Origin of the sequence: Nocardioides guangzhouensis, assembly GCF_004519545.1 — a bacterium.
GTDB lineage: Bacteria > Actinomycetota > Actinomycetes > Propionibacteriales > Nocardioidaceae > Nocardioides > Nocardioides guangzhouensis.
This window is the reverse complement of sequence record NZ_SDKM01000017.1, coordinates 66866-89779: the sequence shown is the minus strand read 5'-3', so window position 1 is coordinate 89779 and position 22914 is coordinate 66866. Positions and strand designations below refer to the sequence as shown.

20 protein-coding genes and 1 tRNA gene are annotated in these 22914 nt (G+C 72.8%); 9 read left to right on the top strand and 12 right to left on the bottom strand.

Features of this window, described 5'->3' with window-relative positions:
• Positions 1-15 precede the first annotated feature (15 nt).
• A complete protein-coding gene (locus EKO23_RS12960) occupies positions 16-2307 on the top strand; it encodes a sensor histidine kinase (RefSeq protein WP_134717914.1) in 2292 nt (763 codons plus the stop codon).
• A 4-nt stretch (positions 2308-2311) separates the two neighbouring features.
• Positions 2312-2956, top strand: a complete 645-nt coding sequence (locus tag EKO23_RS12955; RefSeq protein WP_134717912.1) for a response regulator — start codon at positions 2312-2314, stop codon at positions 2954-2956.
• 14 nt (positions 2957-2970) lie between these two features.
• On the opposite strand, the gene EKO23_RS12950 is transcribed toward EKO23_RS12955, so the two are convergent.
• Genes EKO23_RS12950 through EKO23_RS12940 form a run of 3 tightly spaced genes read right to left on the bottom strand, consistent with a single transcriptional unit; the run spans position 2971 to position 5996 of the window.
• Positions 2971-3876 carry an LCP family protein gene (locus EKO23_RS12950; RefSeq protein ID WP_134717910.1) on the bottom strand — a complete coding sequence of 302 codons (906 nt, stop codon included), beginning with the start codon at positions 3874-3876 and terminating at the stop codon, positions 2971-2973.
• 8 nt (positions 3877-3884) lie between these two features.
• Complete coding sequence (locus EKO23_RS12945) at positions 3885-4505, bottom strand: hypothetical protein (protein WP_134717908.1); 621 nt, start codon at positions 4503-4505, stop codon at positions 3885-3887.
• Positions 4506-4544: 39 nt separating this feature from the next.
• Positions 4545-5996: a N,N-dimethylformamidase beta subunit family domain-containing protein gene (locus EKO23_RS12940; protein WP_134717906.1), complete on the bottom strand. Its 1452-nt coding sequence runs from the start codon at positions 5994-5996 to the stop codon at positions 4545-4547.
• Positions 5997-6459: 463 nt separating this feature from the next.
• Here EKO23_RS12940 and EKO23_RS12935 point away from each other — a divergent pair, with 463 nt between their 5' ends.
• The 4 genes from EKO23_RS12935 to EKO23_RS25275 all read left to right on the top strand — a co-directional run bounded on the left by EKO23_RS12935 (position 6460) and on the right by EKO23_RS25275 (position 11788).
• Positions 6460-9909 carry a heterodisulfide reductase-related iron-sulfur binding cluster gene (locus EKO23_RS12935; RefSeq protein ID WP_134717904.1) on the top strand — a complete coding sequence of 1150 codons (3450 nt, stop codon included), beginning with the start codon at positions 6460-6462 and terminating at the stop codon, positions 9907-9909.
• A 223-nt stretch (positions 9910-10132) separates the two neighbouring features.
• Positions 10133-10672 (top strand): pilus assembly protein HicB, encoded by a 540-nt coding sequence (locus tag EKO23_RS12930; protein ID WP_134717902.1) that lies wholly within the window; start codon positions 10133-10135, stop codon positions 10670-10672.
• 105 nt (positions 10673-10777) lie between these two features.
• The gene (locus EKO23_RS12925; RefSeq protein WP_134717900.1) at positions 10778-11599 is read left to right on the top strand and encodes a DUF4097 family beta strand repeat-containing protein; all 822 of its coding nucleotides are present in this window, start codon (positions 10778-10780) and stop codon (positions 11597-11599) included.
• 36 nt (positions 11600-11635) lie between these two features.
• Positions 11636-11788, top strand: a complete 153-nt coding sequence (locus EKO23_RS25275) for a hypothetical protein (protein WP_167880458.1) — start codon at positions 11636-11638, stop codon at positions 11786-11788.
• Between the two features lie 30 nt (positions 11789-11818).
• Here the strand turns inward: EKO23_RS25275 and EKO23_RS12920 are convergent, their stop codons facing one another.
• The 9 genes from EKO23_RS12920 to EKO23_RS12880 all read right to left on the bottom strand — a co-directional run bounded on the left by EKO23_RS12920 (position 11819) and on the right by EKO23_RS12880 (position 20772).
• A complete protein-coding gene (locus EKO23_RS12920; protein ID WP_246051064.1) occupies positions 11819-12769 on the bottom strand; it encodes a siderophore-interacting protein in 951 nt (316 codons plus the stop codon).
• A 1-nt stretch (position 12770) separates the two neighbouring features.
• Positions 12771-13616: an ABC transporter ATP-binding protein gene (locus EKO23_RS12915; protein ID WP_134717898.1), complete on the bottom strand. Its 846-nt coding sequence runs from the start codon at positions 13614-13616 to the stop codon at positions 12771-12773.
• Entirely contained in the window at positions 13613-14665 is a 1053-nt protein-coding gene (locus tag EKO23_RS12910) for a FecCD family ABC transporter permease (protein ID WP_134717896.1), read from the bottom strand. Before EKO23_RS12910 ends, EKO23_RS12915 begins: the two co-directional genes overlap by 4 nt.
• Positions 14665-15693, bottom strand: a complete 1029-nt coding sequence (locus tag EKO23_RS12905) for a FecCD family ABC transporter permease (protein ID WP_246051063.1) — start codon at positions 15691-15693, stop codon at positions 14665-14667. The genes EKO23_RS12910 and EKO23_RS12905 overlap by 1 nt, the downstream gene beginning before the upstream one ends.
• Positions 15690-16736, bottom strand: coding sequence for an iron-siderophore ABC transporter substrate-binding protein (locus EKO23_RS12900; protein ID WP_134717894.1), 1047 nt, complete (start codon positions 16734-16736; stop codon positions 15690-15692). Before EKO23_RS12900 ends, EKO23_RS12905 begins: the two co-directional genes overlap by 4 nt.
• A gap of 188 nt (positions 16737-16924) precedes the next feature.
• Positions 16925-17215 (bottom strand): hypothetical protein, encoded by a 291-nt coding sequence (locus tag EKO23_RS12895; protein WP_167880457.1) that lies wholly within the window; start codon positions 17213-17215, stop codon positions 16925-16927.
• 10 nt (positions 17216-17225) lie between these two features.
• Positions 17226-18950, bottom strand: a complete 1725-nt coding sequence (locus tag EKO23_RS12890) for a sodium:solute symporter family protein (protein ID WP_217702610.1) — start codon at positions 18948-18950, stop codon at positions 17226-17228.
• A 111-nt stretch (positions 18951-19061) separates the two neighbouring features.
• Positions 19062-19637: a dCTP deaminase gene (gene dcd, locus EKO23_RS12885; RefSeq protein ID WP_134717890.1), complete on the bottom strand. Its 576-nt coding sequence runs from the start codon at positions 19635-19637 to the stop codon at positions 19062-19064.
• A 127-nt stretch (positions 19638-19764) separates the two neighbouring features.
• Complete coding sequence (locus EKO23_RS12880; RefSeq protein WP_167880456.1) at positions 19765-20772, bottom strand: ScyD/ScyE family protein; 1008 nt, start codon at positions 20770-20772, stop codon at positions 19765-19767.
• Between the two features lie 264 nt (positions 20773-21036).
• Here EKO23_RS12880 and EKO23_RS12875 point away from each other — a divergent pair, with 264 nt between their 5' ends.
• The 3 genes from EKO23_RS12875 (at position 21037) to EKO23_RS12860 (ending at position 22882) form a co-directional block, all read left to right on the top strand.
• Positions 21037-21798, top strand: a complete 762-nt coding sequence (locus EKO23_RS12875) for an SGNH/GDSL hydrolase family protein (protein ID WP_134717885.1) — start codon at positions 21037-21039, stop codon at positions 21796-21798.
• Positions 21799-21828: 30 nt separating this feature from the next.
• A tRNA-Gly gene (locus EKO23_RS12870) sits at positions 21829-21904 on the top strand.
• Between the two features lie 633 nt (positions 21905-22537).
• Entirely contained in the window at positions 22538-22882 is a 345-nt protein-coding gene (locus tag EKO23_RS12860; protein ID WP_134717883.1) for an iron chaperone, read from the top strand.
• The last annotated feature ends 32 nt before the right edge of the window (positions 22883-22914 follow it).

The window sequence follows — 22914 nt, the reverse complement described above, 5'->3', positions numbered from 1 at the left end:
GAAGATGGACCCGTCATGCAGGCCTGGCACCGATGGGCCGCCGTGACCGCCGCGTGGGCCGCTCCCCTCGCCTGGGTCACGATCGCCCTGTTCTCGGGGCCGTCCGACGGGACGGTGGTCTCGTCGCCGACGGCGTGGGCCGGCGCGGCCCGCTGGGACCAGACCGTGACCGTCCTCCGCACGTACGGCGACACCCGGCTCCGCGAGGGTGACCGGCTCCTGGAGGTCGACGGTCGTTCCCTGGCGGACTGGGCCGACGCGGACCCGCTGCCCGACCGGGCGACCGGGGAGCGACTGACGTACGTCGTCCTCCGGTCCGCCCGCGGGCTGGACCGCAACCTCGAGGTCGACGTGGTGCTGGCTCGCTACCCGCTGGGTCCGGCGCTGGGGGGGAACCTCCCGGTGCTGCTCGCGTCGGGAGGGCTCCTGCTGGCCGCGTCCTTCGCGCACTGGCGCCGGCCACGCGACCCTGCCGTCGTCGCCGTCCTGGTCGCGGCGTCGGCCACTGCCGGAGCCACGACCGCCTACCCGTTCGGCACGGGCGCGGTCGACCTCGCCGGTGGCCGGGGCCTGTGGCCCGCCGCCGGCGGCGAGATGGCCCTGGCAGCGGCCGCGGCGGCGGGACTGGTCGCAGCGTGGACGTTCCCCTACCCGCACGGCCCGGCGCGGCACCGTCGGGGCGCCTGGCCGGTGGCGGTCGCCGTCCCCCTCCTGGGCATCGCGGCGTGGGAGGTCGCCGTGGCCCTCTCGCACGAGTCCGGCCTCGGGCGCCTGCAGGCCACCGCGACCCTCGCGCTCCCGGCCCTGGCCGCCACCGCGCCCCTGGTGGTCCTGGGCCTGGTCGTCGGCTACGCCCGCGCCCCGTCGCGCGAGGACCGGATCGCGCTCCGGCTGGTGCTGTGGGTGGCGGTGACCGCGACGGTCGTCCGGCTCATGCTGTACGACGTCCCCGCGCTGGTCGGCGGTGAGCCGCTGCTGTCGGGGGACCTGCTGGCGCTGGTGCTGCTGCCCCTGGTGCTCGCCGGCCTGGTCGTCGCGCTGCTACGGACCCAGCTCAACGAGATCGACTCCGCGCTGCGCCGCTCGCTCGTTCAGCTGGTCGTGGCGACCCTGCTGGCCGCGGCCTTCCTGGCGGCCACCGGCGTCGTCGGGCGCGCCTCCGAGACGTCGTTCGGGTCGATGGTCGTCGGCGGGGTGGTGGCGCTCCTGCTGGTGCCGGTGGCGAACGCCGTACGACGGGCACTGACGAGCCTCGTGTACGGCGACCGGGACTTCCCCTACCGCGTGGTCTCCGACCTCCGTCGGCTCGACCCGGCGGCACCGCCCGACGCGGCGCTCCACGAGCTCCTCGAGGTGCTCTCCCGGAGCCTGCGCCTGTCCTACGCCTCGATCGAGCTGGCGCCGGGCCCGGACGGGGGCGGCGTGAGCACGGCCATCGGCGAGCCGCGCGGGCAGGTGACCTCGGTCGACCTGTCCGCAGGCGGCACCGTGCTCGGGGTGCTCCGGCTCGAGGTGGAGCCGTCACGGGACCCCTTCGGCCCGCGTGATCGGCGCCTGCTCGAGGACGTCGGCAGCCAGGTGGGAGCCCTGGTCCAGGCGGTCCTGCTCAACCGCGACCTCCAGCGCTCGCGCGAGCGCCTGGTGGCAGCGCGCGAGGAGGAACGGCGTCGGGTCCGTCGGGACCTGCACGACGGCCTGGGCCCGTCGCTCGCGAGCCTGGCGATGAACCTCGACCTCGCCCGCGACCTGATCAGCACCGACCCCGAGGCGGCGTCCGGGCTCGTCGGACGGCTCGCCGACCAGGCGGAGCGCGACATCGGGGAGGTGCGTCGTCTCGTGGACGGGCTGCGCCCACCGGCGCTCGACCAGCTGGGGCTGGTCCCCGCCCTGCGGCAACGGGCCGACGAGCACAACCTCGCGGCGGAGGACGGGCGTCGCGACAGGATGCAGTGGTCGGTGACCTCCTCCGGCGATCTCTCCGGCCTGCCCGCGGCCGTCGAGGTCGCGGCGTACCGCATCGTCGTCGAGGCGGTGAACAACGCCCAACGGCACAGTCGGGCCGGCGCCTGCGCCGTGACGGTGAGCCGGGACGACGGGACCCTGCTGCTGGAGGTCGAGGACACCGGGGTCGGCCTCCCCGACGCCCCCGGGACGGGCGTCGGCCTGGCGTCCATGCGCGAGCGCGCGGAGGAGCTCGGTGGCAGCTTCGCCGTGACGTCCGGCGCCGCCGGCGGGACACTGGTCCGGGTCCGGCTCCCGGTGTCCCCGGCCCAGTCCCCGTCACCGTCGAACGAGAACGTGAGGTAGGCCCGTGGAACCGTTGCGCATCCTCGTCGTCGACGACCACGACGACTTCCGCCGTGGTCTGCAGGCACTGCTGGGCGCCACTCCCACCACGGAGGTGGTCGGCGTGGCCACCAACGGCGCGTCCGCGGTGTCGATGGCCCTCGACCTGCAACCGGACGTGGTTCTCATGGACCTGCACATGCCCGGCCTGAACGGCATCGAGGCGACGGAGCGGATCGTGGCGTCCTCGCCGCACATCGGCGTCCTGGTGGTGACGATGATGGAGGACGAGGAGTCGGTCTTCGCCGCGGTGCGGGCCGGCGCTCGCGGCTACCTCCTCAAGGGAGCGCGGCGCCCGGAGATCGTGCGGTCCATCGAGGCCGTCGGCGCCGGTGAGGTGATCTTCGGACCGGGCATCGCCGAGCGGATGGTGACCTACTTCAAGAAGGCCGGCAGCAAGCCGGCACCCGACCTGTTCCCCGAGCTCACCGACCGGGAGCGGATGGTGCTCGGTCGGATCGCGGCCGGGCTGGACAACGCCGAGATCGCCGACGAGCTCGGCGTCTCGACCAAGACGGTGCGCAACCACACCAGCAACATCTTCGCCAAGCTCCAGGTGGCGCACCGGGCCCAGGCGATCGTGCTGGCCCGGGAGGCCGGGCTGGAGTGAGCCCGACTGCCGGGTCAGCCGCAGTCCCGGCCGAGCCGGGCGTCCTCGAGGTCACCACCCGCCGCCCCGGCGACGGCCGGGTCGACCCGGATGACGTCGGCCCCGCTCGGCAGCCGGTCCGGCACGCCGGGGACCGTGCAGGTGGTCACCCGGCTCAGCGGGAACGTCGTCACCGCCTGGGCCAGCCGGTAGAGCTCGACCGGCGCCAGGTCGGTGTCCAGCGAACGCAGCGCAGCCAGGCTCCCACCCTCCATGAAGCCCTCCTGGTCCTCGCCCTGCCGCAGCGACCGGAGGATCGCCTTCATCAACGACTGCTGGTTCTCGATGCGGTCGAAGTCGCTGCGTGCGAGCTGCCTGCGCTCGCGGGCGAAGGCGAGCGCCTGCTCCCCGTCCATCCGGTTGAGGCCGCGGCGAACCGGGCGCCCGCCCGTGGGATGCACCGGCGCGTCCGCGTAGACCGTGAGCGGGCCGACCCTGTCAACCATGGACACGAAGCCGTCGAAGCCGGAGGTGAGGACGTAGTCGGCCCGGATCCCGACGAGCTGCTCGACCGATTCCGCCACCAGCTCCGGCCCGCCGAGGGACAGGGACTCGTTGATCCGTCCGAAGCGCTTGCCCGGGATGTCCATCCAGGTGTCACGGGGGATCGCCAGAGCCGCGGCGTTGCCGGTGTCGAAGTCCAGTGCCACCAGCTCGATGGCGTCCGCGTTGCCCTGCCGGACGTCCTGCCCGTCCCGGGCGTCGGAGCCGAGCACGAGGAAGAACACGATCCCGTCCTCGAAGTCGACCGCCTTCGCGTCGGCCGTCCCCACCACGCTGAACGCCGCAGGGTGCACCGCCGCGTCCGGCGCTGCGCCGAGCGCGAGCACCACCAGCAGCGCCAGCGCCACCCGACGAGCCAGGTGACGGTGCGCGTGCATGCGGGGGGTCATGAGCGCGCCGCCCGGTCGAGATCGTCGCGGGACACGTCGTACCCGAACACCGACCAGCCGCGCGGCCCCGGCACCAGCAGGAAACGCCCGCTGAGGGTGAACGGCGTCGGTGCCGGACCGCCCTGCTCGGCCGCGAAGTCAAGCTCGACGTGCGCGGTGGCGCCGATCACCTTCCCGCCCTGGGCCAGGCACGAGATCCGGGCGCGCAGCCGGGTGGCGTCGACGCCCTCGGCGTCCTGGTAGTCGGCGGCCGTGAGGACGTCGATGTCCCCGGCCGCCTTCTCCGCGGCGCCGCTGGTGAAGACGTCGAACGACCGGACGAAGTCCTCGCGGGGGTAGTCGCCGAGGAAGCCGGCGACGACGTACGACGACAGGGTGTCGCCGATCCCGGACTCGAGCGAGGCGCGCGCGTCCGCGTCCGCGGGGCCGGCGCAGGAGGCGATCCGCACCTCCAGCGCGACCGGCTGCTGCGTGCCCTGGTCCGGGGCCTCCGGGTCGTCGCCCGTGCACCCGGCCGCGAGCCCGGCCAGGACGGCCACGACCCCGAGCACCGGCCACGGCCGGCCGCGAGCCCGATCGCGGCCGGTCCGCCCCACCCGTGCTCCGTCGGCGGCCATGCGCACCATCATGGCCGACCCGACCTCACCCGCACCCGGTCAACTTGCCGACACCCCGTTGGCCAGGGGCAGGTCGAAGCTGCCGACGTTGTCGCGGGCCGGGTGGCGGCGGCCCACCGGCCCCGCCGCGAACCCGCGCAGCAGGTTGTCGGTGACGATGCGGACGAACCGACCGGTGGCCTCGCCCAGCGGCCGCTCGCACGTGTCGACCAGGGCGCACCCCCAGCGGAGCGTGCCCGCGTTGAACACCCCCGCGCCCGACCGCGTCGTGTAGTAGACGGACTGGGTCGAGGTGACCACGCCCCGGCACGAGAAGGTCGAGTGGCTGAGGACCTGGAGGGGTCGGGGCGTGCTGCGGTGCGGGTAGACGCGGTCCGACTCCGGGCCCACCAACCCGTTGACCAGGCTCCCGTGCCGCACCCCGGTGCCCCGGAAGCCCCACCAGCCCGGTGAGACCACCCGGTAGTCGGTGTCCACCGGGTAGCACTCGTAGAGCATCCCGGTGACGGCGTTCTCCGGCTCCGGCGCCGGGTCGTCCCGGAAGCGTGCGGTCGCCTCCGCCGGACGCGTCGACCGCACCGGGTCGGCCCAGGCGTCGCCCCGGTAGCCCACCAGCAGCCGCTGGGCCCGCTCGAGGCGGACCCGCCAGTACATCGTGTTCGCGCCGAGGAAGCCGAGGTTGGTGCCGGACCGCCGGGCCCGGACCACGGCCCGGCGCATCCCGGGCGTCCAGTACTCGTCGTGCCCGACGGACAGGTAGCCCCGGGCGTCGTCGAGCACGCCGGCCCGCACGTCCAGGTCGACGTTCGTGAAGTACGCCAGGGGGACCCCGAGCCGCTCCGCCCGCACCACAACCGGCAGCAGCGCCGAGCGGAAGTCGTTTGCCCCGGGGGCCAGGTGGTAGGGCCGGTCGAAGGTGACCGCCCAGCTGCGCCGGTCGCCGTCCGGACCGTCGTAGAGGCTGTAGCCACCCCACGTGTTGTAGGCCTGCCAGGTCGTCACCGGGGCGACCAGGGCCACCCGCCCCGCCGCCTCCGGCGACGACACGACGTACGGCACCTGGGTCTCGGCGCCCGACGGGGTGCGCAGCTTCAGCACGTAGACGCCGGGCTGCCACCGCGACGAGGTGGTGGCGATGGTGAGGGAGCGCCGCCACGGCGCCACCACCGTCCGCAGTGCGTACGGCGCGAACCGGGCCCCCGGCTGCACCCGCCCGCGCACGGCCCGGGAGCGGTACACCCGGTGCCCGCTGCCCCCGTCGTACCAGCCGATGCGGTAGGCCGACACCCGGTAGGAGGCCGATCGGGTCGAGACCTTCAACCCGATCGGCTCCCCCGGGACCCCGCTCGGCCGGGTCGTGTACGCGTCGATGACGCCGGGGTGCGCGGGCCGGGCCAGGCGCCAGCCCTCCGACCCGCGCAGCGGGGTCGTGCGCCGCGCGTCCTCGCGACCGCCCCGCTCCCTGCCCCCGGGTTCGTCACCCGTGCGCACGGTGGGCGTCCCCGGTGTTTCAGGTCCGGGGTCGCCCCCCATCCCCTCCGCTCCCCCGACACACCCGGCTCCGAGCAGTGCCACGACTGCTGCCACCGGTGCCGCCGTCCGTGTCCGTCGCCTCATCGCTTGCCTCCGTCCGAGGAGGCGACGGACCCGCCCGTCGCCCGTCCTTCGACGGTCGGGCGGAGGGCGTGCCCGGCACATGAGGCGGCGAACCCGGCCAGGCCGGGAGGTTCGGGCCGGGTCCGGGCGGCCCGGGACGCGGCCGGGGACCCGCCCGGGACGGCCGGCGTCGAGCCGGGTCGCCAGTCCCGGCCGTAACCGGGGACGGCGGCGGAAGTTACCTGTTAGTAGGATCTATCTCTCATGCTCGCGCACTGACGCGGCGTCGTACGTCGCAATAGGCTCGGGCAGCGCCCTCCCGGGTGCACACGACAGCCTGACGAGGAGCAGTTCCTTCATGCAGACCTTCGCCATCGTCGTCTCCCTGGCCATCGCGGCTGTGGGGATCGCCCTGTTCGTGAGGGCGATCCGGAGCATCATCGGCGTCATCAAGGTCGGCCAGCCGGCGTCCCGCACGGACGCTCCGGGGGCCCGCACGGTGACCCTGCTCAAGGAGTCGCTGGGCCACACCCGGATGCTCCAGTGGACGTGGGTCGGCGCCGCGCACTGGTTCGTCTTCGTCGGGTTCGGGCTGCTCTTCTTCACGCTGGTGACTGCATTCGGGCAGCTCTTCGACCCGCACTTCGCGCTGCCGCTGATCGGCCACTTCTTCCTGTGGGAGTGGGTCTCCGAGCTGTTCACGGTGGTGATGCTGGTCGCGATCATCGGCTTCATCGCCTACCGCGCCTCGCGCCCGTCGGAGCGCGTCCGCGGCAGCCGCGGCCGGTTCTTCGGCTCCACGATGTGGCAGGGCTACTTCGTCGAGCTCGTGATCCTCGGCGTCGGGCTCTGCATCATGCTGCTGCGCGGCCTGGAGTACGCCCTGCTGACCAAGGGCGGCGAGCACTCCGACCAGGCCACCGCGTTCCACTTCCCGTTCAGCGCCTGGCTGGGCGAGGCGTTCTCCGGGATGTCCACGGGCAGCATCGAGAACGCGATCTTCCTGGTGGCGACGATCAAGATCGTCATCTCGTTCACGTGGATGATCGTGATCTCGCTGAACACGACGATGGGCGTCGCGTGGCACCGGTTCACGGCGTTCTTCAACATCTGGTTCAAGCGCGAGTCGTCCGGCGGTACGGCGCTCGGTGCGATGAAGCCGCTCACCTCCGGCGGCAGGCCGATCACCCTCGACGACATCGACGACCTCGACGAGGACGCCACGCTCGGCGCCGGCAAGGTCGAGGACTTCTCCTGGAAGGGCATCCTCGACTTCACCTCGTGCACCGAGTGCGGCCGATGCCAGTCGCAGTGCCCGGCCTGGAACACCGAGAAGCCGCTCTCGCCCAAGCTCCTGATCACCGCACTGCGCGACCACGCCTATGCGAAGGCGCCGTACCTCCAGGCCGCGTCGGAGGAAGAGCGCACCGCGCTTCCGGGCTCGGTGCTGACCGAGGCCGAGCGTCCGATGGTCGGTGAGACCGGCGACGACTGGTTCTACATGCCCGAGAACGGCGTCGCGGTCATCGACCCCGACGTGCTCTGGTCCTGCACCTCGTGCGGTGCCTGCGTCCAGCAGTGCCCGGTCGACATCGAGCACGTCGACCACATCATGGACATGCGCCGCTACCAGCTGCTGGTCGAGTCGAACTTCCCGGCCGAGCTGAGCCAGCTGTTCAAGGGCCTGGAGAACAAGGGCAACCCCTGGAACATGTCGCCGAGCGCGCGTATGGACTGGGCCAAGGGCCTGCCGTTCGACGTCAAGGTGGTCGGCGAGGACGTCGAGTCGCTCGACGACGTCGACTGGCTGTTCTGGGTGGGGTGCGCCGGCGCGTACGAGGACCGCGCCAAGAAGACCACACGTGCCGTCGCCGAGCTGCTCGACCTGGCCGGCATCTCGTTCGGCGTGCTCGGCAACGGCGAGACCTGCACCGGCGACCCGGCCCGACGCGCCGGCAACGAGTTCGTCTTCCAGGGCCTCGCCCAGCAGAACGCCGAGACCTTCACCGAGTACCGGGTGAAGAAGGTGGTCTCCACCTGTGCCCACTGCTTCAACACGCTGAAGAACGAGTACCAGGACTTCGGCGTCGAGCTCGAGGTGGTCCACCACACCCAGCTGCTCAACCGGCTGGTGCGGGAGGGGAAGCTCACCCCCGTCACGGACGGGGCCGGCGCCGCCAAGCGGTCGATCACCTACCACGACCCCTGCTACCTCGGTCGCCACAACCAGGTGTACAGCCCACCGCGCGAGCTGCTCCAGGTGCTGCCCGGCGCCGAGGTCGTCGAGATGGAGCGCAACTCCGAGCGGTCCTTCTGCTGCGGCGCCGGCGGCGCCCGCATGTGGATGGAGGAGAACATCGGGGAGCGGATCAACCTCAACCGCACCAAGGAGGCGGTGTCGACCGGCGCCGACCAGATCGCGGTCGGCTGCCCGTTCTGCCGGGTGATGCTCTCCGACGGCCTCACCGCCGAGCAGGCCGCCGGCAACGCCCGCGAGGAGGTCGAGGTCCTCGACGTCGCGCAGATGCTGCTGGCGTCGGTGAAGGGTGAGGTTGCCACCCGCGCGAAGAAGGCGGCCGCTCCTGCCACCGCGCCCGCCGCGCCCGCCGCGGCAGCGACGGCAGCGACGGCAGCGACGACGGAGGCCACGAAGGCGGAGCCGGCCGCCGGCGACGCCACCCAGACCTCCGAGACGGTCACCGACACCGAGGACGTCGGCCCGGCGGCCAAGGCCAGCGGCGGTACGTCGCTGTTCGACGTCGGCGCGGACCAGCAGGATGCGGCGCCAGCCGCGACAGGTGGTTCGCTGTTCGACGTCGGCACCGAGGAGGCGAAGGCCGAGCCCGCCGAGGCCGCACCGGCCACGGAGGAGAAGGCCGTCCCGTCCCGGGAGTCCGACGGCTTCGCCGGTGGGTCCCTGTTCGACGTCGGTGCGCCGCCCGAGCCCGAGGCGGCACCCGCCGGGGCCGGGGCTTCGACGGAGTCCCAGGCCGCCGCGGAACCGGCTGCCGCCACGGAGACCGGGACCGACCTCGGCGCCGGTGGCTCGCTGTTCGACATCCCGGCCCAGCCCGCCGAACCGGCCGCCGAGCCGGTCGAGACGGACACTGCTACCGACGCCGGGCCGGAGGCTCCCTCGTCCGAGCCGACAGGCGCGGAGCCCGAGCCGGAGGCTGCCTCAGAGGCACCGGCGGCGGAGCCCGCGACCGAGCTCCCCGACCTCGAGTCCGGCGGCTCGCTCTTCGACATCGCCGCCCCGCCCGCCCCCGCGCCCGCATCGAAGGCTGTGGAACCCGAGCCCGCTGCAGCGGGACCCGGGGACGAGGCGGCGACCGAGCCCGAGGCCGCCGCCAAGCCCGAGGCCGCCGCCGAGCCCGAGCCCGAGCCCGACGCTCAGCCGGAGCCGGAGCAGGCACCTGCCGAGCCGGAGCCCCAGGCCGCGACGGGGTCCACTCCCGAGGCGGCCACCGAGATCCCCGACCTCGGGTCCGGCGGCTCCCTGTTCGACATCGCCGCCCCGACCGTCCCCGCGCCCGCCCCGAAGACCCCGGAGCCCGAGACTGTCGCCGAGCCCGAGCCGGAACCCGAGCCGGAGCCCGAGCCGGAGCCCCAGCCGGAGCCCCAAGCCGTCGCTCAGGGCGAGGCAGACACCGCGGCGGCGACGGCCGAGGCGGCGACGGCCGAGGCAGAGCAGGACGAGGCGGAGCAGGACGAGGAGCCGGAGAAGCCGAAGCCGGTCTCCTCGGGGGCCACGAACGAGCCCAAGCAGGCCGACATCAACGCGGCCGACTCGCTCTTCGACCTCTGACCGCTCTGCAGTGGGGTGGGTACGGCGCGCCGTACCCACCCCACCGGCACGTCCGGACCCCGGCTGGACAGGCAGAGCTCGTACTTGTCGGGCAGAGCACTGCCCGTCCAGTGCAGGATTCCCCGGTCAACCGGGGAATCCTGCAGGCCTCGTCACCACGATGACATCACCTGACACCATCAAGTGCTTGACGTGACATCACTGTGATGTCATCGTGGTGCGCATGGACATCACCCCCTACGTCGACAGCCTGCGGCGCGACCTCAACGCGGCGGCCGAGGCCGGCGGGCCCGAGGTCAAGGCGGCCGCCGAGCGGCTCAGTCTCGCCCTCGACCCGGCCGCCCGGCTGGCGCTGATGGAGGCCATCTCGCAGGCCGCCGCCGAGATCACCGCCGAGATGGCGACCGGCTCGGTCGACCTCCGGCTCAACGGGCGCGAGCTCGACTTCGTGCTGGCAGCCCCGATGACGCCGCCGGCCCCGCCGAGCCCGCCCCCGCCGCCTCCGGTCGACGAGGCCGAGGAGGAGGGCACGGTCGCCCGGATCACGCTCCGGATCCCCGAGTCGGTGAAGACCCGGGCCGAGGAGCTCGCGGCCCGCTCCGGTCACTCGCTCAACACCTGGCTGGTCAACGTGGTCCGCGCGGCCACCAACGCCGACCAGGCGGTCAACATCGACCTCGACCTCTCGAGCCTGCCGTTCCTCGGCGACCCGTTCCGCAAGGGAGGCCCCCGCGGCAACCGCCGCATGACCGGCTGGGTCTGACCCCCGGCCCCCACCCCGCAGGCAGAGACAGCAAGCACGATCCACCACCGCAGCACGGGCAGCCAGCAGGCTGGTCCGGCGGACGAACACACCCTGGAGACAGAGATGGAACGCACCTTCGACACCCCGAACCCCGTCCACCTGTACGTCGAGCTCGGCAGCGGAAGCGTCGACGTCACCGCCACGGAGGTCACCACCACCGAGGTGGTCGCGCTCGGCGAGCACGCGGACGAGGTCCGCATCGACCGGGACGGTGACCGCATCTCGGTGATCGGTCCCAAGGGTCGCGGGGGCTTCTTCGGCGGCGACCCCAAGATCGACCTCCGGATCACCGTCCCGACCGCCAGCGAGCTGGTCTCCAAGACCGGCTCCGCCGACCAGCGCACCGCCGGCACGCTCGCCCTGGTCAAGGCCAAGTCAGGCTCGGGCGACATCGCGGTCGACCGGGTCTCCGGCGCCACGGTCGTCGACACCGGCTCCGGTGACATCACCGTCAACGACGCCGGCGCCGACCTGCGCGCCAAGAGCGGGTCGGGCGACGTGGGCGTGGCCAGCGTGGCCGGCTCCGCCGGGATCTCCACCGGCTCCGGCGACGTCACGATCGGCGCCACCGGCGGCGCGGCGGTGCTGAAGTCCGGATCCGGCGACCTGCGGGTCGGCCAGGCCCACGCCAACCTCAGCATGAGCACCGCCAGCGGCGACCTGGTCATCGACACCCAGCACCGCGGCAGCGTCGACGCCAAGAACGCCTCCGGCGACGTCCGGATCGGCATCCCGGGCGGCGTCCCGGTGTGGACCGACGTCTACACCGTCACCGGCCGGATCGGCTCCGACCTCGAGGGTGCCGGCCAGCCGCAGGAGGGCCAGGACTACATCGAGGTCCGGGCCAAGTCCGTCAGCGGCGACATCCTGCTCAAGCAGATCTGATCCCTGACCACCCCGACACCCGAGAGGAGCACCGCCATGCTGGAACCCCACTTCGCGATCGAGGCCGAGGCGCAGTACCGCATCGACAGCCGCCGGGCCCGCCAGCCGCGCACCCGGGTCCCCGGACCGCGTCGCCGGCAGGCACTGGCCCGGACGGTACGCCGCCTGGCCGACGCCATCGACGACTGACCGACGACCGACCGCAGCACCCCGGGGTCGTCAGGACCGCATCGCGACCCCCCGGCGCCAGTAGCCCATGAAGGCGACCTGGCGCCGGTCCACGTCCAGCTCCCCGACGAGACACCGGCGCAGCGTGGTCACCAGCCGCGACTCCCCCGCGATCCACGCGTAGAGCCCGGCGAGGTCGTGGCCGACGGTCACCGCGCCGTCGAGCTCCTCGCCGGAGGAGGAGTACGTCGGGGTCTCCCACAGATCCGGGTCGACGACCGACTCCACGACCAGCCCGGCCACGCGACCCAGCCCGAAGTGGCGGCGTACCGCCTCGACCAGCGGCGTCCCGTGCTCGTCCCCGTCGCACCGCGGCAGCCACACCACGTCCATCCCGGGAGGAGCCGGGCAGGCCAGCACGTCGGCGGCGTGCGGCACCTCGAGGAACGCGGTCCCGCGAGCGGTGCGTGGCAGGTCGGCCAGGATCCGGCTGGCCGCCGGCACCGCGGTCTCGTCCGCGGCCAGCAGCAGCGACCGGGCGGTCCCCGGGTCGAACTCGATCCCGCCGAACGCGATCCCACGCCGCGGTCCGACCAGCACCAGCCGGTCGCCCGGTGCCGCGTCGACGGCCCAGGACGAGCCCGGACCGGTGGCGCCCTCGGCGAGGTGCAGCACCAGGTCGACGACGACCCGGGTGTCGGCGCCCGCGCCGACCACGTCGCGCACGGAGTAGGTGCGCATGTGGGCGCGCTCGGGCACGGGGAGGTCGAGCCAGGTGGCGTACCACGACTCGTCGGCACCGGCGAACGACGGCACCCGGCCCGAGGCGCCCGGGAACACCAGCTTGATCCGCTGGTCGAGCAGCGGGCCGTCGACGCCGAAGTCGGCGAGCTCGGGCGCGGCCAGCTCGACCCGCACGTACGACGGCGAGAGCCGCTCGGCGCGGACCACGGTCACCTCGCAGATCACCATCGGGAGCCGGTGGGTCACGGTCGCGGTCATGTCAGGAGTCCTTCTGGTGATGGCGGCCGACGGGGACCACCAGGGGCGTGCGGGAGACGGGGTCGGTGACCACCCGGCAGTCCAGGCCGAAGACGTCGCGCACGACCTCCTCGGTGACCACGGCCCCGGGGGCACCCTCGGCGGCGATCCGTCCCCCCGACATGGCGACCAGGTGGTCGGCGTACCGCGCGGCCAGGTTGAGGTCGTGCAGCACCATCACGACGGTCGTGCCGCGGCGGGCGTTGAGGTCGGCGAGCAGGTCGAGCATCTCGACCTGGTGCGCGAGGTCGAGGTACGTCGTGGGCTCGTCGAGGAGCAGCAGGTCGGTCTCCTGCGCGAGGGCCATCGCGATCCAGACCCGCTGCCGCTGCCCGCCGGAGAGCTCGTCGACGGCCCGGCCGGCCAGCCCGGTCGTGCCGGTCAGGTCGAGGGCCTCGGCCACCGCCCGCTCGTCGTCGGCGCTCCAGCGACGGAACCTGCCCTGGTGCGGGTGCCGGCCGCGCCCGACCAGGTCGGCGACCGTGACGCCCTCCGGGGTGACCGGCGTCTGCGGCAGCAGGCCGAGGGTGCGCGCCACCTGCCTGGTCGGTTGCCGGTGGATGGCGGTGCCGTCGAGCAGCACCGCGCCCGAGCCGGGCCGGAGCAGCCGCGCCATCCCGCGCAGCAGCGTCGACTTCCCGCAGGCGTTGGCGCCGACGATCACGGTCACCGCACGGTCCGGGACCCGGAGGGTCAGGTCGTCGACGACCGCGCGGTCGCCGTACCCGAGGCTCACCTCCTCGGCCACGAGCCGGGACTGGCGCGGGATGCCGGGGTCGATGTCGGGCACGGGGGCCACGGCGGTCATGCCGCCCTCCTTCCGGTGCGGCCGCTCGCGAGCAGCCAGAGCAGGAACGGTGCACCCAGGGCGCCGGTGACGACGCCGACCGGGAAGTTGATGTCGACCAGCAGGTAGTCGGCGACGTAGTCCGCGGCGACCACCAGCGCGGCGCCGGTCAGCCCGGCGCCGAGCAGGGTGGTCCGGCCGCCGTTGAGCGACCGGGCGATCGGCCCGGCCAGGAACGAGACGAACGCGACCGGGCCGGCCGCCGCGACACCGGCCCCGGTGAGCAGCACCGCGAGGAGCAGCAGCAGGTCGCTGCGGCCGTGGGGTACGCCGAGCCCCGCGGCCGCGTCGGCCCCGAGCTCGGTGGCGCGCAGCGAGCGGGCGACGTACGCCGTCGCCGGGAGCAGCACGAGCAGCAGCAGCGCCAACACGCGGATGGTCGGCCAGTCGACCCGGCTGACGCTGCCGGTGAGCCAGCGCAGCACCAGCTGCGCGTCGTACTCGTCGGCGCGGGTGAAGACGTACTGGATGACCGCCTGCATGCCCGCGGCCAGGCCGACCCCGACCAGGACCAGCCGGTAGCCGGTGTCCGGGCCGGCCACCGCGCGCGCGGCGAGGGCGACGCCGACGGCGCCGATCACCGCGGCCGCCGAGACCGCGAAGCCGTCGAGGTCGAGCAGCACGATCGCGACCACGGCGCCCGCGCTGGCGCCGGCGCTGACGCCGATGATGTCCGGGCTGGCCAGCGGGTTGCGCAGACCGGCCTGGAAGATCGCCCCGGCGACACCGAACGCCAGGCCGACCAGGGCGGCCAGGATCGCCCGCGGGAGCTTGCTCTCCATGACGATGTACGTCGCGCCGGGGACGTCGGCGCCCCCGAGGATGCGCAGGAAGTCGGGGATGGTGACGGTGAAGTCGCCGAGCAGGACCCGGGCGGCGAACGCCAGCACCAGCAGGGCGGAGAGGCCTCCGGCCACGAGCCGGCGGCGCCGGGCGATGCCGCTTCGCGCTCGCCGGAGGGTCGCGACCGCGTCGCCGCCGGCACGGGCGGGGGCGAGGACGGTGGCCATCAGAGACCGCCCAGCCGACCCCGGCGCAGCAGCGCCAGGAAGACGGGCACGCCGACCACGGCGGTCACGATCCCGACCTGCACCTCAGCCGGTGGCAGCACCACCCGGCCGACGGTGTCGGCCAGCACCACGAACACCGCGCCGACCGCCGCGCTGAACGGCAGCACCCGGGCGTGGTCGGAGCCGAGCACGATGCGGACGGCGTGCGGCACCAGCAGCCCGACGAACGCGATCGGGCCGGCCAGCGCGGTGGCCCCACCGGCGAGCAGCACGATGGCCAGGCCGACGACCAGCCCGTCGCGCGTCGTCCGGCGTCCGAGGCCGCGAGCCAGGTCGTGGCCGAGCGCCAGGGCGTTGAGCAGGCGGGCGCCGGTGAGCGCCAGCACCGCACCGAGCACCAGGAACGGCAGCGCGGTGACGAGCACGTCGAGCCCACGGCCCCCGACCGTGCCGACCTGCCAGTAGCGGAACGTCTCCATGGTCTTCCGGTCGGCCAGCAGCATCCCGGAGGTCCAGCTGGAGACCGCGGCCGTCACCGCGGCGCCGGCGATCGCGAGCTTCATCGGGGTCGCGCTGTCGCGGCCGAGCGAGGCGATCCCGTGCACCAGGACCGCGGCGACCGCGGCGCCCGCGAACGCGAACCACAGGTAGTCCGCCTGCTGCGAGACGCCGAGCACCGAGATCGCCAGCACCATCGCGAAGGACGCGCCGGCGTTGACGCCGAGCAGGCCCGGGTCGGCCAGCGGGTTGCGGGTCAGGCCCTGCATGCACGCACCCGCGAGGCCGAGGGCGGCGCCGACGGCCAGGCCGAGCAGGGTGCGCTCGAAGCGGGCGACGTACACCGCGTGCTGCGGGTCCGCCGTGTCGAGGATCGCCCCGGGCGAGCTCGTGCGGGAGCCGACCAGCACGGACAGGACGACCACGCCCGCCACCACCGCGACCATCACGATCGCGGCGGTGGCGGTGCACCGGCGGCTCCCGACGCCCGGCGCAGGTCCCGGGACCGGACGGGGCGGGAGGAGCGTCACGAGCCCTCGACGGTCCCGTCCACGGCCTGGGCGACCTCGGGCACGAACTCCTCGATGATGACGGGGATCGACAGCGGGGTCGGGTTCGTCACGGCGAGGCTGACGTGCTTGTCGTCCTCGGCGTACGCGTGGCCGGAGGCGATCGCGGGGATCATCCCGATCAGCTTGTCGTCCGTGAACGTCGTCACGTCGCCGGGGTTCTCGGCCCAGGTGAGGAACACGTCGGAGTCGAGGTCGGCGGAGCGCTCGGCCGAGACGCTGCCGTAGAACTCGCCCGGCTTGATGGCGCCGGCGACCGACGGGGCATCCACCAGGCCGAGGTCGTGCATGAAGGCGACCCGTGGGTCCCGCGGAGCGTAGATGCCGACCTGCGAGAGGTCGGTGGTGGTGAGGTAGCCGAAGATCATCGAGGCACCGTCGAGCTGCGGGTGCTCCGCGCGGGCGTCGGCGATCTCCCGCTCGGTGTCGGCCTTGACCTGCGCGGCCTGGCTGCTGCGGCCCAGCGCTGTGCCGACCATCTCGAGCGAGGTCTGCCACGGGGTGACCCACGGTGCCTCGGGGTAGGCCACCACCGGCGCGATCTTGCTGAGCTTCGTGTACTCCTGCTCGGTGATGCCGGAGTTGGTGGCGAGGATCAGGTCGGGGTCGAGCTTGGCGATCTCCTCGACCGGGGCGCCGTCGGAGTCGTCGTACCGGACGGGGGCGTCGGCGCCGGATTCCTCCAGCGTCGCGTCGAACCAGTCGGAGGAGCCGGCGTCGTTGCCGCCCCAGGTCAGCTTGGTGGCACCGACCGGGACCACGCCCAGGGCCAGTGCGTTGTCCTGGTCGGACCAGCCGAGGGTGGCCACGCGCTGCGGCTCCTTCTCGATCGTGGTCGAGCCGAAGGCGTGGTCGATGGTGACCGGGAACGCCGAGGCGTCCGCGGGGGTCACGGAGTCGGGTGTCTCGGCGGCCTCGGTGGAGCCGGTGGCGCACCCGGTCAGGGCGAGCCCCACGAGCACGGCGCCGGCGGCGGCCAGCACGGGGAACGAACGGGAGCGCATCACGGCGTCCTCTCGAGGTCAGGGAACCCTTACTTAGGGCAGCCTAACCTCACTTCCGCACCTCACGACAAGGGGGTACTGCCCCAGTTCGTTGAGTTGCGCCTCGCTACGCCATGAGCAGCGCCTCCCTGTCACCGCACCCCCGAGCGAGGCGCAACTCATGTGACAGGGAGGCGCGACTCAACGGGTCAGCCCGGGACCTGGAGCGGGCGGAGCCGGGCCCAGGCGAGGAAGATCGCGGCGGTGACCAGCAGGGCGAGCCCGGCCCAGAGGTTGGCGTTCACGTCGCCGGTCTTGTCGAGCTCCTGGTCGCCGACGAGGCCCATCAGCGTGAGGATCGCGCCGTAGATGCCGAGCAGGGCACCGATCACGTTGCGGATGTCGAGGGCGCCGGCCTTGTGGGCGCGGCCGCCGGAGTCGACGCCGACCGAGTCGTCGGCGGGCTGGTGGTTCGACTGGTGCTGGGACTTGTCGGTCATGGCTGCCTCCTCAGAAGGCGATGTTCAGGGCGATGGTCATCACGAGGGCGATCACGGCGAGCGGGATCGTGCGGCGGTACCACGGGAACCGCGACTCGTTCGGGTCGACCAGGTCCTCGCGCGGCGTCTCGCTGTAGACCAGCCCCTTGAGCGAGCCCGCGGGCTTCGGCTCGGTCACCAGGGAGACCACGATGCTCAACGTCACGTCGACGACGAAGGCGACGGAGGCGGCGAGGAAGGCGGCGCCCTGCCCGGACACCGGGATCGCGCCGGTGCTGAGCGAGCCGAAGGCGTCCTCGCTGAGGTAGGCGACCAGGACCGCCGACAGGGTGCCGGCCACCAGGCCCACCCAGCCCGCGGTGGCAGTCATCCGCTTCCAGAACATGCCGAGGATGAACGTCGCGAACAGCGGCGCGTTGAAGAAGCCGAAGAGCACCTGCAGGTAGCTCATGATGTTGGAGTAGTTCGACGCCAGGCCGGCGGTGAAGATAGCGATGATCGTGGCGCCGACCGTGGCCACCCGGCCCACCATCAGGTAGTAGCCGTCGGCCCGTCCCTTGACGATGTAGTCGCCCCACAGGTCGTAGGAGAAGACGGTGTTGAACGCCGAGATGTTGGCCGCCATGCCCGCCATGAACGCCGCCAGCAGGCCGGTGATCGCCAGCCCCAGCAGGCCGTTGGGCAGCACGTCGCGCATGAGGTAGAGCAACGTGTCGTTGTAGGTGATCTCGCCGCCGGTGCCACCGGACGGCGTACCACCGGCCTTGAGGTCGGCCAGCTCGCTGACCAGGACCGCGCCGATCATGCCGGGCACGATGGTGATGAAGGGGACGAACATCTTGGGGAAGGCGCCGATGATCGGCGTCTTGCGGGCCGAGGAGATCGAGTCGGACGCCATCGCCCGCTGCACCTCGACGAAGTTCGTCGTCCAGTAGCCGAACGAGAGCACGAAGCCGAGGCCGAACACGATGCCGATCACGGACAGGATCGGGGAGTCGAAGCCGGAGAGCGACTGGCCGGGCCAGGAGTTCAGCTGCTGGTCGGCCGGCGGGGCACCGCCCTTGCCGGCGGCCGCGGTGATCTTCTCGGTGAGGCCTTCCCAGCCGCCGACACGGTGCAGGCCGAGCAGCGTGAGCGGGCCGAGCGCGGCGACGATCACGAAGAACTGGAGCACCTCGTTGTAGATCGCGGCGCTCAGTCCACCGAGGGTGATGTAGGAGAGCACCACGGCCGCGGCGACGAGCAGCGCCACCCACAGCGGCCAGCCGAGCAGCGCCCGGATGATCGTGCCGAGGAGGAACAGGTTGACGCCGGCGATCAGCAGCTGCGCCAGCGCGAACGAGAGCGCGTTGACCAGGTGCGCGCCCGGCCCGAACCGGCGGAGCATGAACTCCGGGACCGAGCGCACCTTGGAGCCGTAGTAGAACGGCATCATCACGACGCCGAGGAACAGCATCGCGGGGATCGCGCCCACCCAGAAGTAGTGCACGGTCGGCAGCCCGAACTCCGCCCCGGACGCCGACATGCCCATGATCTCGACGGCGCCGAGGTTCGCCGAGATGAAGGCGAGACCGGTCACCCACGCCGGCAACGACCGGCCGGAGAGGAAGAAGTCGACCGAGTCCGACACCTGCCGACGGGCGAGCCAGCCGATGCCGAGCACGAAGACGAAGTACGTCGCGAGGATCAGGTAGTCGACGGGGTGTGCGTCGATGATCGTGCCGGAGAGCGGCAGGATTCCGGGGGACATGCAAGCTCCGTTCCGAGGTCGGTGCGTCCTGATGCACCGTAGGTGCAACCCGTACCCAGGTCGACCCTCGGGTGAACCGGTGGACCTCTCCGGAGCTCAGATCTGCGAGCGGTGGAAGTTCTGGAACGAGCGCGACGGGGTCGGGCCGCGCTGGCCCTGGTAGCGGGAGCCGTACCGAGCCGAGCCGTAGGGGTGCTCGGAGGAGGACGAGAGCCGGAAGAAGCAGAACTGGCCGATCTTCATGCCCGGGTAGAGCTTGATCGGCAGGGTGGCCACGTTCGCCAGCTCGAGCGTGACGTGGCCCGAGAAGCCCGGGTCCACGAACCCGGCGGTGGCGTGCGTGAGCAGGCCGAGGCGGCCCAGCGACGACTTGCCCTCGACCCGTGCCGCGACGTCGTCCGGCAGCGACACCACCTCGTACGTCGACCCGAGGACGAACTCGCCCGGGTGCAGGATGAACGGGTCGTCGCCCTCCGGCTCCACCATCCGGGTCAGGTCGGACTGGTCGGCGGCCGGGTCGATGTGCGGGTACTTGTGGTTCTCGAAGACCCGGAAGAAGCGGTCCAGCCGCACGTCGATCGACGACGGCTGCATCATCGCCTCGTCGTAGGGCTCCAAGGTGATCCGGCCGGCGTCGATCTCGGCCAGGATGTCGCGGTCGCTCAGCAGCACGCGCTCAACCTACCGGCAAACCGGCATGGCCGACCGGCGCATCCGGGCCCTCGTCGGCGCGCGTGGGGCGCCGGCCGCGCGGCCGACGCCCCACCGGTACGGACGGCCGACGCCGCCCGGATCACTCCTAGTGCAGCTTGATCGTGGCGATCGAGCCGTTGGCGAACACGTTGTACGACACGTACAGCTTGCCCTTGCGGTACTCGATGCTCGCCGGGTTGGTGAGCTTCGCGACGGTCCGGTTGCGGCCGTTGAACCCGAGCTTCGAGACCTTGTTGCCGAACAGCTCGGCAACGTAGATCTCACCGTTGTCACCAACGGCAACGTTGGTCGCGCCGAGGAAGCCGGCGCCGAGCCGCTTGAAGGTGCCCTTCCAGGGGTTGACCGCGTAGACCGAGCCGCGGGCGCCGAGGCTCGGGTCCTCGGGGCCTCCCGGCAGCAGGCTGACCACGAGCTTGCCGTGGCCCGTCTCGACGTCGGTCGGCACCGGCTCGAACGCGTAGGTCTTGCCGACCGTGCACGCGGGCAGCTTGTTCGCCTTGGCGACGGCCGCGGTCACCCGGACCGGCTGCGGCGGCATGACGGCGGCGGTGCTGATCTTGCCCCACTTGCTCACGTGCAGGATCGCGTTCATGCCGGCGTCGGCGACGTACCAGCCACCGTCCCAGGCGTTCGCGATCGCGTACGGGTGCGAGTCGACGATGCCGGTGTAGGGCTCGCCGCCGACCTCGGCGGGCACCTTGGCAGCGCACCGCTTGCTGAGGTTCAGGAAGCCGTAGGTCTGGTCGCCGTCGGGGTTGACGTGCTGCTCGTACTCCCAGATGTCGGCGATGGTCTTGACCGACCCGTCCCACTTCCGGAGCTTGAGCAGCGCCTCACGGTCGGCGGGGTCGAAGAACGTCGTCGCGTAGGCGATGCCCTTGCGGCCGGCGGCGACACCCGAGAGGTCGCGGGCGTCGCCCGGAGGCTCGGAGGCGAGGTCGGTGGTCGAACCGTCCTTGTCGACCTGGGTCAGCAGGCCGATCGCCTGCGTCACGTAGAGGGAGCCGTTGCTGACGTCGATCTGCAGCGGCATGGCCAGGCCGGTGACGATCGGCGGTGAGACGACGGCGCGACCCTGAGCGGGTGCCGACATGGGTGCGACGAGCGTGAGGGCCACCGCCCCCACGGCCGAGAGGAACAGCCGTGAGCGGAACATACGTCCCCCCAGGAGGTCGGGAATGGAGTCCTGCGAGCGTTCCACCGCCCGCTCGGACCCGACCACCCCAGCCACGCCCCGGTCTTCCCGACCGGCCCGACCGGGTTGCCCCGTCCGGGCCATCCACCGACTGGTTCAGACCGGCCGACCGGACGCCGGCAGGGTCCGGACGTGCCGGGGTGGGCTCCTAGGCTTGCGCCCATGGAATTCCACCGGTACGTCGCGCTGGGCGACTCCTTCACCGAGGGGGTGGGCGACCCCGACCCGGAGCGCCCCAACGGCCTGCGCGGCTGGGCGGACCGGGTTGCCGAGGTGCTCGCCACCCGCACCGACGACTTCGGCTACGCCAACCTCGCGATCCGGGGCCGCAAGGTCGACGCGATCCTCGCGGAGCAGCTGGAGCCGGCCCTGGCCCTGGCGCCGGACCTGGTCACGGTCTACGCCGGCGCAAACGACATCATGCGGCCGAAGGTCGACCTCGACGCGCTGGTCGGCCGGTACGACGAGGCCCTCGGCCGGCTCGCCGCCACCGGCGCCCGGCTGCTGGTGTGGACGGCGTTCGACCCGGGCGGCTCGGCGATCTACCGGCCGATGCGCGGCCGCTTCGCGCTCTACAACGAGCTGGTGCGCGAGGCCGCCGACCGGCACGGTGCCACGATCGTCGACTACTGGCGGATGCGCGAGTACCGCGACTGGCGCTACTGGGACATCGACCGGATGCACATGGGACCGGCCGGGCACGCGCTGATGGCCACCCGCGTGCTCGACGTGCTCGGGATCCCGCACGACCTCCCGGCCCCCGAGCTCGCCGAGCTGGTGGCCGCGTCCCCGGCCGAGCGACGCCGGGCGAACCTCGCATGGACCCGGGCACACGCCGTGCCGTGGGTCCACCGACGGCTCACGGGACGGTCCAGCGGCGACACCGTGCGCCCTCGTCGCCCGGACCTCGGACCCGTCGAGTAGCATCTGTCGCGCGCACCTTCGGGAGCGCAGGCGGATGTAGCTCAGTTGGTAGAGCGCGACCTTCCCAAGGTCGATGTCGCGAGTTCGAATCTCGTCATCCGCTCCACGAAGCACCGCAGGTGACGCCCCACTCCCGCCCGCACCGGCGGAGTGGGGTCTTCCTTCTTGCTCGCCGAACACGGCGTGACCTTCGGCCGTGCGGTTCGGCTGGTCACGATCGCGGACCCGAGCTCGCGCATCTCGGGGCGGTCGGAACGACGGAGCTGCCGGGCGGCCGTGATCGCCTCCTCGTGGTGGGCCACCATCTCGACCAGGTAGCCGTACTCGCTGCGCACCCACGCGGACCGCACCATCGTCGCGGGGCCGCCCATCATCCGGCCGTACCGCAGCCGACCCGGCAGGCTTCCCGGCCGGTCGTCGCGGCCGGCCCGCCACAGCGCCGACGCCGTCATGTCGTGCATCCCGACCCGCTCGACCGGGTCGTCGCGGTACAGCGCCGCGACCAGCGCGGCCGTCGCCACCAGCGCAACGACGGCTCCTGACGCGACGAGTGCGACGACACGACCCCGCACGACGACCTCCTCATCCGGCCCCGGCTCCAGCATCCGACGAGGACACCCGGCGCCCCAGGGCCGACGGGCCCGACCGGCACGGTCCGAGGACTCAGTTCGGCGACCGCCCGGCCTCCGCTCGACGCACGACCGCGTCGCGCCGGCCCGATCACGTCTATCGTGCCGTCATGGGGACGGTGGACGACTTCCTGGCCGGGCTGCCCGACGCCGAGCGCTCGGCGTACGAGCAGGTGGTGGCGGCGGCGCTCGCCGAGGCGCCGGACGCCGGGCAGGGCACGGGGTACGGCATGCCCGCGCTGACGTTCGCCGGGCGGCCGCTGCTCGGGTTCCGGGTGGCGAAGGCGCACCTCAGCCTCGTCCCGTTCAGCGCCGAGGCGGTGGCCGGCGCGGCCGACCTGCTGGCGGGATTCGACCTGACCAAGGGCACCGTCCACTTCACGGCTGCGACCCCTCCGCCGGACGATGCCGTCCGGGCCATCGTCCGGCGGCGCCGCGCCGAGATCGACCGGTAGCCGGGGGTTGCGGACACGCTGTGACTGCTGGG

Bases quoted from the DNA above. Each gene is read 5' to 3' on its own strand.
- EKO23_RS12895 (WP_167880457.1), bottom strand. From the start codon at position 17,215: ATGACCGACAAGTCCCAGCACCAGTCGAACCACCAGCCCGCCGACGAC.
- EKO23_RS12945 (WP_134717908.1), bottom strand. From the start codon at position 4,505: ATGGCCGCCGACGGAGCACGGGTGGGGCGGACCGGCCGCGATCGGGCT.
- EKO23_RS25275 (WP_167880458.1), top strand. From the start codon at position 11,636: ATGCTGGAACCCCACTTCGCGATCGAGGCCGAGGCGCAGTACCGCATC.
- EKO23_RS12875 (WP_134717885.1), top strand. From the start codon at position 21,037: ATGGAATTCCACCGGTACGTCGCGCTGGGCGACTCCTTCACCGAGGGG.
- EKO23_RS12920 (WP_246051064.1), bottom strand. From the start codon at position 12,769: ATGACCGCGACCGTGACCCACCGGCTCCCGATGGTGATCTGCGAGGTG.
- EKO23_RS12880 (WP_167880456.1), bottom strand. From the start codon at position 20,772: ATGTCGGCACCCGCTCAGGGTCGCGCCGTCGTCTCACCGCCGATCGTC.
- EKO23_RS12915 (WP_134717898.1), bottom strand. From the start codon at position 13,616: ATGACCGCCGTGGCCCCCGTGCCCGACATCGACCCCGGCATCCCGCGC.
- EKO23_RS12930 (WP_134717902.1), top strand. From the start codon at position 10,133: ATGGACATCACCCCCTACGTCGACAGCCTGCGGCGCGACCTCAACGCG.
- EKO23_RS12960 (WP_134717914.1), top strand. From the start codon at position 16: ATGCAGGCCTGGCACCGATGGGCCGCCGTGACCGCCGCGTGGGCCGCT.
- EKO23_RS12900 (WP_134717894.1), bottom strand. From the start codon at position 16,736: ATGCGCTCCCGTTCGTTCCCCGTGCTGGCCGCCGCCGGCGCCGTGCTC.
- EKO23_RS12925 (WP_134717900.1), top strand. From the start codon at position 10,778: ATGGAACGCACCTTCGACACCCCGAACCCCGTCCACCTGTACGTCGAG.
- EKO23_RS12910 (WP_134717896.1), bottom strand. From the start codon at position 14,665: ATGGCCACCGTCCTCGCCCCCGCCCGTGCCGGCGGCGACGCGGTCGCG.
- EKO23_RS12860 (WP_134717883.1), top strand. From the start codon at position 22,538: ATGGGGACGGTGGACGACTTCCTGGCCGGGCTGCCCGACGCCGAGCGC.
- EKO23_RS12950 (WP_134717910.1), bottom strand. From the start codon at position 3,876: ATGCACGCGCACCGTCACCTGGCTCGTCGGGTGGCGCTGGCGCTGCTG.
- EKO23_RS12935 (WP_134717904.1), top strand. From the start codon at position 6,460: ATGCAGACCTTCGCCATCGTCGTCTCCCTGGCCATCGCGGCTGTGGGG.